Origin of the sequence: Paenibacillus sp. FSL M7-1046, from assembly GCF_038007405.1 — a bacterium.
Taxonomy (GTDB): Bacteria; Bacillota; Bacilli; order Paenibacillales; family Paenibacillaceae; genus Paenibacillus_AQ.
Window position 1 is genome coordinate 1,125,244 of the sequence record NZ_JBBOXB010000001.1, and the last position, 14,806, is coordinate 1,140,049.

Genomic DNA, 14,806 nt, shown 5'->3' on the forward strand with positions numbered 1-14,806 from the left:
TCCTTAGGTTTCGCTTTGATTTCCCCCGCTAGAAGTCCAGCGGTTGTCTTCTCCCCATACTTCCAGCAGCGCGGCCCGGAACAGTTCATCCAGGGCTGCATCCGCTACACCGCCCCCGCTTCCAAATTGCGAAGCTGCAAGCTCGAAATGCGCGATCTGCTGCTCCAGATAAACGTTAATGACTTCCAGACGCGGCTCCAGATCCAGCTCTTCGCCGGACATTTTACGGTGTAGCAGATCCTGTACAGCCTCTCTAAGCTCGGTTCCTTCAGGAATCAGATCCAGGGCCAGCACATTGAAATCCAGTGGCGGTACCTCCTGGTATTTCTCGATCCAGGCACACGCGAGCAGCGGACGGAGAACGTAGAAATATTTCTTAATTTTGACCTCGCTGCCTTGCAGATAGGTACGGTAATTCCCCCGGGCCATGTTCAGATAATGATAGATACAGGATTTGGGCGAGAAGCTAAGCGGTGACAGCTTGCGGATACTGTCCGCCACCGTGTAATTTTGCTCATACCGGATGGGGGATTGCAGCCATTCCAGCAGCGGCGGATTGGATTTGCGGAAGAGGGTCAGCCCTTTCTTCAGATCCCAGCCGTTAATATCAAGCAACTCGCTGATCGGCCGTTCAATCACATCCCGCTGCTCAAAAATCGAGAGATACGCCTCGGGGCGGCGCAAATACAGAAAGCGGACGTCATAATCACTGTCCTTGGACGGAAACCCCCAAGCGCGGCTGCCCGACTCACAGGCATACAGAATGCGTACATTCTCCTCCGCCTCAATGCCACGCAGCTCGCGGAGGATCGATTGATGAATTTCAGACATGCTTCATTCTCCTTTCGGACTCTGCCGAAATACAAAAAAGCCATGGACTCCATTCGTCCATGGCCAGGCACCATCATATAGCAGAACCACAGTTAGAGTATCCCCGGCAACCGCCTTACAGGCTGCTGACCGGAAATAACTAAACGCTGCTAACGCTGAACAGTAACCCAAGGCGGACAGATGAATGGAAGATAGGTAATAGCATTATGCGAGTGTAGATTATTCCCTTGTTCAATCATCCGTCCAGACCTCCTGCCGTTCTTGTATTTTCCAAAAGCATAATCCACTCATCCAGTTTCTGTCAACCCGCTGAGGCTAAAACCAGAATCTTAAGGAAGCAGTGATTTTATAGCGGGCGTAAGGTCTTGCTTCCTCAGTGATATATAAGTCACTTCTCCGTACTTATACTTCATCTTTACTACATATTCGCCGGTTTTTCCGCTATAATAGCGTTCTTTTCCCAGAATATCGCCGATAATCTTCTTATCCTTGGTGACCGCCGCAAGACCTTCGCTGCGCGCCAGATCAAAATACCGCTCAATATTATTCCTGCTTGCCGCGTCAAGCTTATCAATATACCCATCCTTTATAATTTCGATGGATTCCACTTCCTGTGCCTGGGTACGAATTTTATCCGCGTATCCCTTTTCGGCCAGCCAGCCCTCAAGCTCATGATAGGAGGGTTTCCACTCATAGCCATAATAGAGCTGGTAGCCCTTTTCATCCGGCTTACCTATCGTTTGGATAGAAGCCTTGGAAACCCGGTTGTCCAGCTGATCTTCATAGGACATGTTCAATATCTCCCGTTTCAGAATTTCCTTGAATTCTTTAACCTCTTGAGGATCGGAGATCGAAATCGCTTTATTTTTGTTGCTGATTCTCAGACTCTCCACATTATCGCCAAGCCGGGAAAGCATATATTCGTTACGCTTGAACTCCTTGTTCTCCATGATCGCCTTTAGCTCCGGTTCAAAGCCGGCTGATGGAATCCAGTAAGACCGCAGCAGCTGCCGCCCATTCTTCAACTGGTAAGCAAAGCTGAACTCCCTGCTGCCGATAGAATTACCCAGAGAACGTTCTTCCTCTCCAGGCCGCACAGTGACAAGTGCCTGATGCAGCTTGCGTACAGCCTCAATATAGCTTTTGTCTTCATTGAAGACTTCCTTCTCTTCATAGGGACGGTTCTGAACTTCCATCGGGCCTTGCCCTGGTTCGGTCAACATCCAGAAATTGCTCCCGGCATAAGCCGCCGTGACCTTGTCCGCTGCCGGCACCCTGCTCTCATAGCCGGTAATCCCAGTGACCGGAACATAGAGCAGGAGTCCCAGCAGGATAGTATAAGCGGCGAAGTCAGCGAATACCCTGCGGGTCATGATCTGCCATGTCTTGCGAATGATCATTTCAGCTACAACATAGCCGATGAGTGCTCCGGCAATACAGCCGCCAATAAGCCAGCCTGTCTGCTGCGGCTTCACATTGCCGAAATAAGACACGGAAACCAGCATGGTGCAGAACATCACCCCTGCTTTGAACAACGGATTGAAATAGGTGAAGGCAATCGCCTGCCCAGCCTTTTCGCTATGCCGTTTGCGGTAAAGCACAAAGGACAGCATAACTACTAAGAGAGTGATCACGAAATATATCCATTTCTCTCCTGTACTGACCTTATCGTATGCATTGCTGAGTCTCACAATCTGCAGAACCGGCGACCAATTGACCATTCTATACTCATCATTATAACCGCCTGAATACCCGTACAAATACCTATTAAGATGCATCCCAGTCAGCATTAACAGCGCGGAGGGAAGAACGAGCAGGATATAAACAACAACCCCCTGGAGAATAGTTTGGCCTGTACATATTCCAACGAAGGCAGTGAAAACGAACAGAAACAAGGTGAGGATGGTAACTGTCAGGCACCACTCCCAGACTTCCGCTCCTTGGTAAATGTACATATTGCCGTCCAGCGGTGCCACGATTGCGGTAACTGCAGCAGTCAGCCAGACCGGAAGAAGCAATAGAATCAGGCCGCTCCATGCATGGGCAGCAAGTAAGTGCTCCCGGCGAAGCGGCAGGCTGTGCCACAGATCCGATGAAGGCTTAGACTGCAGAAAACGGAAAAGGAATAGACCGGCTACCACTGGAATCGTAGCGATAAAGAACACTTGCATATCACCGCCGATACCGAACAAACTCTCGGCTTTCTCAGGCTCCGCATTCGGATTGCCGCTCAAGAACATCTGGAGCGGAAGAAAGAACATCAGACCTAGCGTGTATATAATTCCGATCCAGCCATGCTGGCGCAAGTTTTGGCGGATTACGCTGCTGTTAAAGAAGAATCGGCTGCGCGTCATAATCGGCATCCCCCATTTCATATATAAAGATTTCCTCAAGTGTCAGGGGCAATAGATCCAGTACATACGGATCGTACACCCGAAAAGCCTGCCCGATCCGCTCGCGGTCCCCTTTTACAATATAGAGATTAACGCTGCCACGCTGTTCCTGATGAAGAATCTGCAGCTTAGCTGTCAGTACCGATGCATGCCGTTCATCCCGGAACGCCACCTGCACTTTATGCGTGTCCGCTTTGAGATCGTCCAGATCCTTCTCCACCAGCATTTTGCCGCCGTGCATAATGCCGACATGATCGCATAGATCTTCAATTTCCCGCAGGTTATGTGAGGAGATGATGACGGTCATCCCCCGTTCGGCCACCTCCTGGAACAGCAGATTCTTGATCTGCCGCCGCATGACCGGGTCAAGCCCGTCGATCGGCTCATCCATGATAAGCACATCCGGGGAGCAGCTTAGGGCGAGCCAGAAGGACGCCTGGCGCTGCATACCCTTGGAGAACCGGCTGAGCTTGCGGCCTGTATCGAGCCGAAACATTTTCCCAAGCTCCTGAAAGTGCGCCTCATTCCACCCCGGATAAATAGAGCGGTAAAAGGCGGCCATGCTCTTGATTGATGCCTGCGGGAAGAAATAAGGACTGTCCGGCATGAAAATGATCCTTTGCTTCACCTCGGGGTTTTCAAAGACCGGCTTCCCTTCAAACTTAACCGTGCCCTCTTCCGGCCGGTAAATACCGGCGAGCGTCTTCAGCAGTGTTGTTTTACCCGCACCGTTCGATCCGAGCAGTCCGTAAATTGCTCCTTTATGTACAGTCAGCGAAATGCCGTCAACCGCTTTTTCTCCCTGAAAAATTTTGCTGACGCCGCGAATTTCAATCATGTTTCTCCCCCTCTCTCTGATCCAGCACCTGGCGGTACAGCGCACCTATCTCGCTTTCGGTAAATCCGAGGTAGACGGCTGCTGCCATCAGGCGCAGCAGCTCATTCCGCACTTCCGCCCTCTTGCTCTCGTTCAGCCCCTGCTGAAGCGGAGCCACGAAACTCCCCTTGCCCTGCAAGGAATAGATGTAGCCTTCCCGCTCCAGCTCCCGGTAGGCTTTCTGAATCGTATTCGGATTTACGGTGAGCTGCGAGGATAAGATTCTCACCGAGGGAAGCTGTTCATCTGCCCGCAAAATACCATGCATAATCATTTCTTTGATCTTGCCGGTCAGCTGCTCATAAATCGGCTTGCGGCTGCGGACATCCAATTCGAACATGACAGTTCTCCTTTCTGATGTTGTATCACAAACTGTGTCTAGGTGTATTAACTGTACTACTATTATTAGTACAGTTGGATATACATGTCAACCTCAAAACAAATTAAATTAGGCCAACCAGAAATTACCGGCTGACCTAATCTTATAAAGCCCCAAGGGTCTTTCTTCTATATATGCACGATATACACGGAGATCACTATTGCTGCGGCAAAGTAAGTTCCCCAGGAACCCCGGCCCCCTTCCGTTTCCGGCGTTTGTCGCTGAACAGCGCGAATACAACACCCGGAAGCATAATGAGGCTGGCTAAAACGTAAGTTCTGCTGTATGCCTGTTCAGCTTCATGCTTCATGTCTTCTCCTGCACGCGTCAGGACGAGCTCCATCTCCTGGATTTGCCGGCTCCGGTCAGCGGCAAATGCCTGCTGATCCGAAGGGCCAAGCCCGGCAGCAGCAAGTTCGGCCTCCTTCAATACCTTCTCGGAGGTTTCAGCCGGTGAGCTTTCCACATTTGCCAATGAACCCGCCGCATCAGCAATCACTGTTTTGAGAAAGGGCTGGAGCACAGCATCCTTCTCCACCGCCTTCACTGCGCGGACAGAAGCCGCATTCAGCCCGTCGCTGGTATTTTGCTGCAGCACAGTAACGATAATAGCCACCCCGATCACACCCCCCAGTGACTTTGCCATATTCGTAATCCCCGATGAGATCCCCACCTTCTCTTCAGGCACGTTGCGTACGGCTGAAGACATCACCGGTGCCATGGTGAACCCGGTGCCGATACCGGCCACAACCAGACGGATCAACACTTCCGGAAGCGTTGAGTCTGCATGCAGTCCGCTTAATGAATACATGGCTCCGGCCATCATAATCATTCCAACCGCCCCAAACAGCTGGCTGCCGTATTTATTGGATAACGGCCCGGAAAGGGCTGAACTGACGATCGAGCCCACCGCGATCATGGAAAGTACAAGTCCAGCCCGCAGTTCGGTCATCCCCATCATCCGGGTCAGGAAGAAAGAGGTCAGCAGTGAGATATTCATCAGCCCCGCACCAACAAAAAGCATAGTCAACGTTGCACCGTTGAACGGGGGAATTCTCAGCAGCGACAACGGGAGCATCGGCTCCTTCCCTTTCCACTGTGTGAGGAAAAAGAAGACGAGAAACAGAACCCCTGCAGCCAGCAGTAGCAGCGTCATCCGGGAGTTCCAGCCATAGTCCTGAACTTTAATCAGCGCATAGGTAATAAAAAACATCGCCCCGGTTATTCCCAATGTTCCGCCATAATCAATGGATCGGCCTGCGGTGTCATCTCTGGATTCCTGTATAAACAGACAAGTAAGCACCACGCTCAGCACCCCCAGCGGCACATTGACAAAAAAGATCCATTGCCAGTTCAGATTTTGCGTAATAATCCCGCCAAGTGCCGGCCCGCTCGCAGCCGCAACGCCTGAAACGGCCCCCCATATGCCGATGATCAAGCCATGCATCTCCTTTGGAAAGGTTGTGGTTGTCAGCGGAATGGTAACCGGAACAATGATGGCCCCCGCAAGTCCTTGAAGGACTCTTAATCCAATGAGCATCCCAAGTGAAGAAGCAAAGCCCGCGAGCAGCGAGGTCAAAGTAAACAGCACCACACCGGTGATAAATATTTTCTTCCGTCCGAATTGATCAGCCAGTCTTGAAGCCGTGAGAATAAATACAGCAAACGCCAGGTTATAACCATTCATCACCCACGAAATTTGCGATACGCTGCCGCCAAATTGCCTCGTCATTTCAGGCAAGGCAATATTTATAATCGTCGTATCCAGCAGCGCCATGAAGAAACCCAGAACAATTGCCGTAAAAGAAAAAGCCCTACGCATTCTGATGCTCAATTTCATCTCTCCTTATATGTGAACTTTTGTTCATGTTCGAATTATATGAACTACAGTTCATGTTTGTCAATAACAAATTTGAACTTTGGTTCATCTTTTATTGACAGTCAAATACTGCTCCTCTACAATCGGTTATAAGGGGGCTTTAACCATGAGTGAAATGGAAGACAAGACAAGAACACCGCGGCAGGACCGCAGCATCAAGACCAAGGAAGCCATCGTTCAAGCCGCCATGAGGCTTTTCTCGGAGAAGGGCTACCATCAGACCAATACGAAGCAGATTGCTGCAGCAGCGGGTGTTTCCACCGGCAGCTTCTATTCCTATTTCATAGATAAACGGGCGGTATTTATTGATGTGCTTAAGAATTACAGTGAAGCGCTGCTGGCAAGGATAGAAGCCTACATGTCCGAGATTAACATTCAGAGCCCTGACAAGCATGCACTGCTGAGCCATCTGGTAGACAGCCTCATCCTCTCGCACGAGGTCTATACCGGATTCCATAAGGAACTGTCTATTATGTATCTCAGCGACGAGGGTATCAAAGAGCTGATGGACGCACAGTATGAGGTCGGTCGTGTCCTAACGCTCCAGTATCTGCAAATGGGTAAGGATGAGCTTAAGATCACTGATTTGGAAGCCGCTGCCTTCCTCGTATTCGAATCCATCAGTGCCATAGTGGATGTCATCGCCTTTTCCTCCCATCGTATTGGAACAGACAGAATAAAGTCCGAGCTTGTCAAGATGCTTGTCGAGTATTTGTACGTATAACCACACCTCAAACACACAGCGCAAAGAGGCGGCTTGAGCAGATCACCGATAATCTGTTCAAGCCGCCTCTATTGAAATATTATGCTATGCCTTGCCCTTGCCGAAGTGCGTCTGTCAGCGCTTATCCTTCCAGAAATTCAGCGGCTCCATATCCTTCGTAATAATCTCAAAGGTATAGCCTTCCTTCTTCAGTGTTTTGAGTACGTCCGGCAGCACTTTCAGTGTAGCTTTCTGATCATGCATCAGGATAACAGGATTGCTGTTGGACTTTTGCAGTTTATGGACCTGTTCCATAACCGTATTATAGATCCTGGCGCTGTTCTCCTTGTATTTCCAGTCGTTCGAGTCCACATTCCAATCCCACAGATGGAAACCCTGGCTCAGCACTCTGTCCCTGAAGGATTTAGTGAAATAAGGTTTACTTCCGTACGGCGGACGGATCAGTGTTGTGCTGGAGCCGGTGATCTTCTTCAGCACTGCATTATCAGCTGACATTTCGGCAAGTGCTGCACCCGGAGAAGCATAAAACTTCTCTTTGCGGTGAGTCATGCCGTGGAGTGCGAGTCCGTGGCTTTCCTCTTCAATTCGTTTCACTGCCGATGGATACCGGTTCATATTGGGTCCAAGCATAAAAAAGGTCGCCTTTACCTCATTTTCGCCCAGAATATCCAGCAGTTGCGAAGTCGTTGCCGACGGTCCGTCGTCAAAGGTAAGATACACTATCCTCCCTTGCTTGCCCGGGGTTGTCTCCGGAGCCGGCTTTGCGCTGACAATCGGCTTTAATTCGCTCTTGAATTGGCTTACGAACGCCGCATCATCCAAAGCCGCCGATGTATCCCGCACTCTTAGTAAATATTTATCCGGCTCAAAGGTTATCATATACCCAAGATAAGTACTTATCCGCAGCGGAACCATCAGCGATCCATTCTGCACAAAGGTACTTATTGGAACAATGGTATCATTCTGGAGTTTGGCGCCTCCGTCATTTTTGAGCAGTAAAAGGGATTTGCCGCCTCCGGCGATCTGAACCCCGTCCTGAAGCATGGAAATGTTCCACTTCAGCTTCTGTGCCAAAGCGCGTACTGGAACATAATAGTTACCTTTTACAGAAACAGCTTCTATTTCCGTCAGTGTGTCGTTCACACCAAGACGTAATGAGGCATTCGTTCCGGCTGCGATTGCCGTGTTCTGTAGAATACCAAAACATAAGAATAAAGACATGAATAACAGCATTGTTTTTTTCATTCGCACAAGCAGTAATCTCCTATCTATGTATATTTATCTATACTTTATCACACATAGATAGATTTGAATTTGAGAGATTGTAACCGCCCAAAGAATATCTTGTTACTTTTTCACAGTGACAAAAGACATATTCTTAATATTTATCAAAAAATCGCAACAATCGTCGAAAGCTGTCGCGGCCGCAAAAAGCGGTTAAAATCAGGCTTTATTGCTAAAATTAATTGTGACGAAATTAGTAACATTTGTGAAAAAGTGAACAAAATTTGAACAACCTTAAAATTACCTTAAACCGCACCACTACAGTGATCTTTGTCATACCTTACGACATTTGTAACAATTCGATCACACATATTTAACTTGTTCGCCATTATTAAGGCCTTATGTGGATTTAATGTTAAAATATGTATTTTGCATTATGGGTAAGTAGTTCTTACTATAGATACAGGTTAATGTTTATTGGCTAATGAACGGCAATGAAAAGAAGTATTGAAGGAAGGAGTTCTATATGAAAAAAAAGGGTCCGTTATACGCTTTGTTCCTCAGCCTAATCCTTCTTCTGCCGGGATGCAGTTCGCTCACCGTTCTGAATCCGAAGGGTCCGGCCGCACGCACTTTATCTGACACCATCATCCTGTCCATTCTGGTGATGATCGGGGTCCTGGCAGTTGTCTACATCTTATATATATTCGTACTGGTGAAATACCGGGCGAAAAAAAGCAACGAAGGTTACATTCCAGAACATGAGGAGGGCAACAAGGTTCTCGAAGCCATCTGGATTATTATCCCGATTATCATCGTAACCTTTTTGTCAGTAGTGACTGTAAAATCAACCCATGCGGTTGAGAATGTCGCGGAGGAATACAAGGACCAGAAGCCTTTGGTTATTTACGCCTCTTCCTCCAACTGGAAATGGCATTTCAGCTATCCTGAGGAGGGAATTGAAACCGTAAACTACGTCAATTTCCCGATTCACCGTGCGGTAGAGTTCAGACTGTACTCTTTCGGCACCATCACCAGCTTCTGGATTCCACAGCTTGCCGGACAGAAGTACGCGATGAGCGACATGCTTACAAAACTTAATCTCTCCGCCGACACCGCAGGTTCATTTATCGGCAAGAACTCGAACTTTAGCGGTAAAGGCTTCGCCCACATGGAATTCGAGGCGCTTGTGATGAGCGACAAAGAATATGCCGAATGGGTCAAAGAGGTTAAGGATACCGCGCCTAAGCTTACGGAGGATGATTTCAAAGGCCTGCTGGCTGCCGAACATCTTGGACGCAAAACCTATTCCTCCACCCATTTGGAGTTCAGCCCGCCGCCGGGAGACCATAGCGAGCATATGAGCGGCGATGGTACGGAAATGGATATAGATAACGGAAATATGGATCATCAGGATAACAAGGACATCCACCCTTCTCCTGAACCGTCCAGCCAGACCGAATTTGACAGCGAGCCCAACCCTGAGGTGAATGAGCCGCTTCCAAGCTCACCTGTAGAAGAACACACACACGAGGGCCACTAACTCGTTCACAGTTTAATGTAACAACCTGAAAGGAGCTACCCTAATGGATTTAGACAAATTTAAGGTTCACGGCGAACCCCTGATATATGGAGCAATGATCAGTATCGCTCTTGCGACCATCGGGATTCTCGTTGGGCTTACCTATTTCAAGAAATGGGGATACCTCTGGCGCGAATGGCTTACAACTGTAGACCATAAGAAGATCGGGGTTATGTATATCCTGGCCGCACTGCTTATGCTGTTCCGCGGCGGTGTTGACGCCATGATGATGCGTCTGCAAACGGCAGCGCCGGAAATGAAATTCCTCGATGCCCAGCATTATAACGAGGTCTTTACCACCCATGGTCTGATCATGATTCTGTTCATGGCCATGCCGTTTATCATCGGTTTAATGAACGTGATTATCCCACTGCAGATCGGCGCGCGAGATGTGGCCTTTCCGCGGCTGAACGCGGTCAGCTTCTGGCTCTTCTTCATGGGAGCTATGCTGCTTAACATTTCGTTCGTAATCGGCGGCTCGCCGGATGCCGGGTGGTCGGCTTACTTCCCGCTAGCGAGTCTGGAATTCAGCCCTACGGTCGGTAATAACTATTACTCCCTGGCGCTGCAGATTTCCGGTATCGGGACACTGATCACAGGCGTTAACTTCATCGTGACGATTCTTAAAATGCGTGCACCAGGCATGACGCTGATGAAGATGCCAATGTTCACCTGGTCCGTACTGATTACGAACATTATTATCGTATTTGCCTTCCCTGTGCTGACTGTGGCACTTGCCCTGATGATGTTCGACCGGCTGTTTGGCTCTCAATTCTTCACGATGGCTAACGGCGGGATGGATATGCTCTGGGCCAACCTGTTCTGGGTGTGGGGACATCCGGAGGTATATATCGTTATTTTGCCGGCATTCGGTATTTACAGCGAAATTATCGCCACCTTCTCCAAAAAGAATTTGTACGGCTACACTTCCATGGTCGTCAGTATGCTGCTTATCTCCCTGCTGTCCTTCCTGGTATGGGCTCACCATTTCTATACCATGGGCCAAGGGGTTATGGTCAACAGCTTCTTCTCCATAACAACTATGGCGATAGCTGTGCCTACCGGGGTTAAGATATTCAACTGGCTGTTCACCCTCCGAAAAGGGCGAATAACCTTTACGACCCCGATGCTGTACACATTGGCTTTTATCCCGATCTTCACTATCGGCGGGGTTACCGGCGTTATGCTGGCGATGGCCAGTGCCGATTATCAGTATCATAATACGATGTTCCTGGTTGCGCATTTCCACTACGTGCTGATTCCGGGCGCCGTGTTCGCCGTTATCGCCGGGTTCCATTACTGGTTCCCTAAAGTATTCGGCTTCCGCCTGAATGAACGTCTGGGCAAACATGCCTTCTGGTGGATTATTATATCCTTCAATGTCACCTTCTTCCCACTGTTCTTCCTGGGACTAATGGGTATGACCCGTCGGATGTACACCTACTCAGAAGAGACCGGCTTTGGTCCGCTGAATATGCTCTCCTTCGCCGGTGCTGTCGGCCTGGCGATCGGATTTGTTATTCTGGTCTACAACATCTACTGGAGCACACGCTACATGCCAAGAGACACAACAAGCGATCCATGGGATGGCCGTACACTGGAATGGGCTACACCAAGTCCGATTCCTGCTTATAACTTTGCAATTGTGCCAAAAGTTCAGACGCGTGATGCCTTCTGGTCCGCGAAGCAGGATAATATTCCGCTCTTTGAAGATAAAATCACTAAAATCCATTTACCAAACAATACCGGGAAGCCATTTATCCTGGGTGTAATCTTCTTCTTCCTGGGCTTCTTCCTAGTATTCAGCATGTGGATTCCTGCCATCGTGGCCGGAATAGGCATCATCATCATGCTGGCTGCCATGTCCTTTGACCGGGATCACGGCTTCTACGTTTCAGCTGAAGAAGTTATTGCTACTGAAAAGAAACTGCGGGGTGAGACTGTATGAAAATAGATGCGTCCAAGCCGCTGGAATATTCAACAGAGGAGAACAGCAACAAGATTTTCGGTTTCTGGGTATTTCTCGGAGCTGAAATTCCGCTCTTCGCCACTTTATTCACCGTTTATTTAGTAATGGTCGACCGTTTCGCCAGCGGACCAAGCGGAAGCGAGCTGTTTGAAATCGGCCCGGTGCTGATTGAAACCTTCCTGCTCCTATCGAGTTCGTTCACGATCGGGCTTGCGATCCATGCTATGCGTCACGGCTACAAGAAGGCCATGATGGTCTTTATGGCAATCACACTGCTGATGGGCCTCGGCTTTATCGGCATAGAAATTGATGAGTTCTTCACCTATGTTCATGAAGGGGCTACACTGCAAACCAGTGGATTCCTATCCAGTCTCTTCGTATTGCTCGGCACGCACGGTGCCCACGTCAGCTTCGGCTTCCTGTGGGGCGCAGCGATTATGATCCAGATCTGGCGTCAGGGCATTAATCCGGCTACCGCCAATAAAGCCTTTATCTTCTCGCTGTTCTGGCATTTCCTGGACGTTGTCTGGATCTTTATCTTCAGCTTCGTCTACCTGAAAGGACTGATGTGACATGATGAAGCAACTGTTCCCAATTCGCCATGTGATGGGTTATCTGGCCTCTCTGGTCCTTTCTGCCGCTGCGCTGGTTGTCATCTATGGTGATCTGTCCGATGGGGCAAATATGGCGGTTCTGCTGATTACAGCCCTTATCCAGGCTTCTCTGCAGCTCTTCGTATTCATGCACATCGGGGAATCCGCAGATACCAAGAAAGAGCTTTATATCAATATCGCTTACGCTTTGTTCGTCGGATTGGTTACCATCTTCGGAACCCTGTTCATCTTCGTATGGGGCTGGTACGCTTAAGAACAAGATAAGCTGGACAACACATTCAGGTCCACTCCGGTCATCCGATCCGGGGCGGGCCTTTTTTTTGTTTTGCTGGATGTTCAAAACATTAATCGCAATCTCAGATGTCTTTCAGTTAGCGCTGGTGAGTGATTCCGGCGAAGAAATGAACATGCCGCCATATATAAAAGGAGAGGCCACCGGAACGTGAAAGTTCCGGTGGTCTCTCCATATGTAGCCTATATCTGCTGCTGCAGCTCTGTATTTAGAGTTTGAACTTGGCCAGTTCCTTCTGCAGGTCCTCGGCAAGTGTGGCAAGATACTGGGCAGAAAGCGACATTTCCCCCATCGCAGACAATTGTTCCTCACTGGCAGCGCTTGTATCCTGCACTTCCCCCGCGCCTTTGCGGGAAATCTCATTGGCGTGTTCCATGGCCTGTGATACGGCCTGCGATTCCTGTGAGACATGCCCGACAGCCTCTCTGATGCCTTCCGTCTGCCGGACGGCATCATTAATTGAATGCTGTATTTCCTCAAACGCCTGCGAGACCACTTCACTCTGCGCAAGACCCTCTGATACCAGTTGTGTTCCAAGTGCCATTGAATCTACCGCACTGGCGGTTTGCTGCTGAATGTCAGTTATGATTCCGGTAATCTGCAGCGAGCTGCTTCCTGTAGCCTCTGCCAGCTTGCGGATCTCTCCGGCAACAACAGCGAAGCCCCGGCCATGCTCCCCGGCTCTGGCCGCTTCGATTGACGCATTCAGCGAAAGCAGATTGGTCTGGGTGGCGACTGCATTAATGGTTGTAATAATCGTACTGATCTCCCCGGACAGATTGCCCAGATTGCTGACTATTCTCTGACTCGATGCAACACTAGAGTCAATTTCCTTCATCTGTGCAAGGATCCGCTCAACAGCTTCTGCGCCGCGGTCTGTCGAGACAGCAGCCCCGGCCATCAGTTCAGCCATCTCATTGCCGCTGCGCTCGACGGCGGCAATATCCTCCGTCATGTTCTGCACGGATGCTGTCGTGCGGCTGATGTTCTCGACCTGGACATCAAATCCCACGGCTATTTCATTCGAGGTTTCGGCGATCATCTGCGAAGCGCGTGCGGTCTGTTCTGCACTGGCACTCATTTCCTCCGACGAGGCCGACAGCATCTCCGCACTTTCCGAGACCCCTTGCATCATCACTTTCAGACTATCCAGCATCGAATTGAAGGAAAGGTTGATCTGGCCGATTTCATCCTTGGCTGTATAGGATGCAGCTACGGTCAAATCGCCCTCTTCTGCCCGCTTCATCAATCCCTGCAATTCTTTGAGCGGCTTCGTAATCAGCCGGGTGATTATAATACTGATCAGAATACAGAGAATCAAGGCGGCAGTAATCAGAATCGTGCTCACAGTTGAGGATGTCTTAGCGTCGGCTAAAGTAAGCACATTATGCTCAGAAGCATCCTCTAAAAGCAACCGGGCTGTGTCATCCAGCAGACCGACCATCAGCTTCCTGGACTCGCTAAAGGACACACCCGAGAAAATTTGATAGCCTTCACTATTAAGATTCTTATTGGCAAGCTGAATGATATTATCGCGCTGTGTCCGGTAATCCGGCAGCAACGACATATACTCGTTGATTTTATTGCTGATTTCAGTATCCTTGAAGGCAATTAATTTCAATTGCTCCAGCAACTCATTGTTTTTTGCAATGTTTTGCTTAATCCCCTCGGTCAGTTCTTTGCTCTTGACGGTTTCCTTGGTAAGCAAAGCTTCCAGCAAAAAAGACTCAATCGACCGGTTGTTGGCCCGCAGCTCCGTAACCAGGTAAATCGGCTGCAAATTCCCGCTATAGGTCTCTTGGGATCGCTTGGCCATTTTTTGGGTGGAGGTAATGCCCGTTAGTCCTAAACCGATCAGTATAGCAACGACAATTACCACAAGCAGTGCCATTTTATATTTCACTTTCAAATGTCTCATGTCCTTTTCCCGCCTTTTTGTATCTTGCTGTGTTATCTTATTCATCGGCGAAAAAGGTCGAAATAATGATGATTAATCACGAAAAATGTCGAAATAAACAGAAAAATATCCTAATTTAAGAACA

General features: G+C 49.2%; 12 protein-coding genes. 5 read left to right on the forward strand and 7 right to left on the reverse strand.

Annotated features, from left to right (window positions below; genetic code table 11):
• Positions 1 to 3 precede the first annotated feature (3 nt).
• From NYE29_RS04750 to NYE29_RS04770, 5 genes are all read right to left on the reverse strand, one after another.
• A complete protein-coding gene (locus NYE29_RS04750; protein ID WP_340894640.1) occupies positions 4 to 831 on the reverse strand; it encodes a nucleotidyltransferase domain-containing protein in 828 nt (275 codons plus the stop codon).
• Between the two features lie 329 nt (positions 832 to 1,160).
• Positions 1,161 to 3,206 carry a DUF6449 domain-containing protein gene (locus NYE29_RS04755; protein WP_340894642.1) on the reverse strand — a complete coding sequence of 682 codons (2,046 nt, stop codon included), beginning with the start codon at positions 3,204 to 3,206 and terminating at the stop codon, positions 1,161 to 1,163.
• Entirely contained in the window at positions 3,160 to 4,062 is a 903-nt protein-coding gene (locus NYE29_RS04760) for an ABC transporter ATP-binding protein (protein ID WP_340894643.1), read from the reverse strand. The genes NYE29_RS04755 and NYE29_RS04760 overlap by 47 nt, the downstream gene beginning before the upstream one ends.
• The gene (locus NYE29_RS04765; RefSeq protein ID WP_340894644.1) at positions 4,055 to 4,441 is read right to left on the reverse strand and encodes a GntR family transcriptional regulator; all 387 of its coding nucleotides are present in this window, start codon (positions 4,439 to 4,441) and stop codon (positions 4,055 to 4,057) included. Before NYE29_RS04765 ends, NYE29_RS04760 begins: the two co-directional genes overlap by 8 nt.
• 196 nt (positions 4,442 to 4,637) lie before the next feature.
• Positions 4,638 to 6,314, reverse strand: coding sequence for an MFS transporter (locus NYE29_RS04770; protein WP_340894645.1), 1,677 nt, complete (start codon positions 6,312 to 6,314; stop codon positions 4,638 to 4,640).
• 151 nt (positions 6,315 to 6,465) lie between these two features.
• Here NYE29_RS04770 and NYE29_RS04775 point away from each other — a divergent pair, with 151 nt between their 5' ends.
• Positions 6,466 to 7,083, forward strand: coding sequence for a TetR/AcrR family transcriptional regulator (locus NYE29_RS04775; RefSeq protein WP_340894646.1), 618 nt, complete (start codon positions 6,466 to 6,468; stop codon positions 7,081 to 7,083).
• A 114-nt stretch (positions 7,084 to 7,197) separates the two neighbouring features.
• On the opposite strand, the gene NYE29_RS04780 is transcribed toward NYE29_RS04775, so the two are convergent.
• Entirely contained in the window at positions 7,198 to 8,328 is a 1,131-nt protein-coding gene (locus tag NYE29_RS04780) for a polysaccharide deacetylase (RefSeq protein WP_076110315.1), read from the reverse strand.
• Between the two features lie 505 nt (positions 8,329 to 8,833).
• On the opposite strand from NYE29_RS04780, the gene qoxA reads away from it, so the two are divergent.
• From qoxA to qoxD, 4 genes are read left to right on the forward strand one after another with little or no spacing between them, the layout of a single operon-like run.
• Complete coding sequence (gene qoxA, locus NYE29_RS04785) at positions 8,834 to 9,850, forward strand: cytochrome aa3 quinol oxidase subunit II (protein WP_076110316.1); 1,017 nt, start codon at positions 8,834 to 8,836, stop codon at positions 9,848 to 9,850.
• Between the two features lie 43 nt (positions 9,851 to 9,893).
• The gene (qoxB, locus tag NYE29_RS04790; RefSeq protein WP_038586390.1) at positions 9,894 to 11,837 is read left to right on the forward strand and encodes a cytochrome aa3 quinol oxidase subunit I; all 1,944 of its coding nucleotides are present in this window, start codon (positions 9,894 to 9,896) and stop codon (positions 11,835 to 11,837) included.
• Entirely contained in the window at positions 11,834 to 12,430 is a 597-nt protein-coding gene (gene qoxC, locus NYE29_RS04795) for a cytochrome aa3 quinol oxidase subunit III (protein WP_076110317.1), read from the forward strand. Before qoxB ends, qoxC begins: the two co-directional genes overlap by 4 nt.
• Position 12,431: 1 nt before the next feature.
• Positions 12,432 to 12,725: a cytochrome aa3 quinol oxidase subunit IV gene (qoxD, locus tag NYE29_RS04800; RefSeq protein WP_081965692.1), complete on the forward strand. Its 294-nt coding sequence runs from the start codon at positions 12,432 to 12,434 to the stop codon at positions 12,723 to 12,725.
• A 247-nt stretch (positions 12,726 to 12,972) separates the two neighbouring features.
• On the opposite strand, the gene NYE29_RS04805 is transcribed toward qoxD, so the two are convergent.
• Entirely contained in the window at positions 12,973 to 14,682 is a 1,710-nt protein-coding gene (locus NYE29_RS04805) for a methyl-accepting chemotaxis protein (protein ID WP_340894648.1), read from the reverse strand.
• Between the last annotated feature and the right edge of the window lie 124 nt (positions 14,683 to 14,806).

What these genes read in the sequence shown, in the direction of transcription:
- NYE29_RS04750 (WP_340894640.1), bottom strand. Translation starts at nt 831, where the DNA reads ATGTCTGAAATTCATCAATCGATCCTCCGCGAGCTGCGTGGCATTGAG.
- NYE29_RS04755 (WP_340894642.1), bottom strand. Translation starts at nt 3,206, where the DNA reads ATGAAATGGGGGATGCCGATTATGACGCGCAGCCGATTCTTCTTTAAC.
- NYE29_RS04760 (WP_340894643.1), bottom strand. Translation starts at nt 4,062, where the DNA reads ATGATTGAAATTCGCGGCGTCAGCAAAATTTTTCAGGGAGAAAAAGCG.
- NYE29_RS04765 (WP_340894644.1), bottom strand. Translation starts at nt 4,441, where the DNA reads ATGTTCGAATTGGATGTCCGCAGCCGCAAGCCGATTTATGAGCAGCTG.
- NYE29_RS04775 (WP_340894646.1), top strand. Translation starts at nt 6,466, where the DNA reads ATGAGTGAAATGGAAGACAAGACAAGAACACCGCGGCAGGACCGCAGC.
- NYE29_RS04780 (WP_076110315.1), bottom strand. Translation starts at nt 8,328, where the DNA reads ATGAAAAAAACAATGCTGTTATTCATGTCTTTATTCTTATGTTTTGGT.
- qoxA (WP_076110316.1), top strand. Translation starts at nt 8,834, where the DNA reads ATGAAAAAAAAGGGTCCGTTATACGCTTTGTTCCTCAGCCTAATCCTT.
- qoxB (WP_038586390.1), top strand. Translation starts at nt 9,894, where the DNA reads ATGGATTTAGACAAATTTAAGGTTCACGGCGAACCCCTGATATATGGA.
- qoxC (WP_076110317.1), top strand. Translation starts at nt 11,834, where the DNA reads ATGAAAATAGATGCGTCCAAGCCGCTGGAATATTCAACAGAGGAGAAC.
- qoxD (WP_081965692.1), top strand. Translation starts at nt 12,432, where the DNA reads ATGATGAAGCAACTGTTCCCAATTCGCCATGTGATGGGTTATCTGGCC.
- NYE29_RS04805 (WP_340894648.1), bottom strand. Translation starts at nt 14,682, where the DNA reads ATGAGACATTTGAAAGTGAAATATAAAATGGCACTGCTTGTGGTAATT.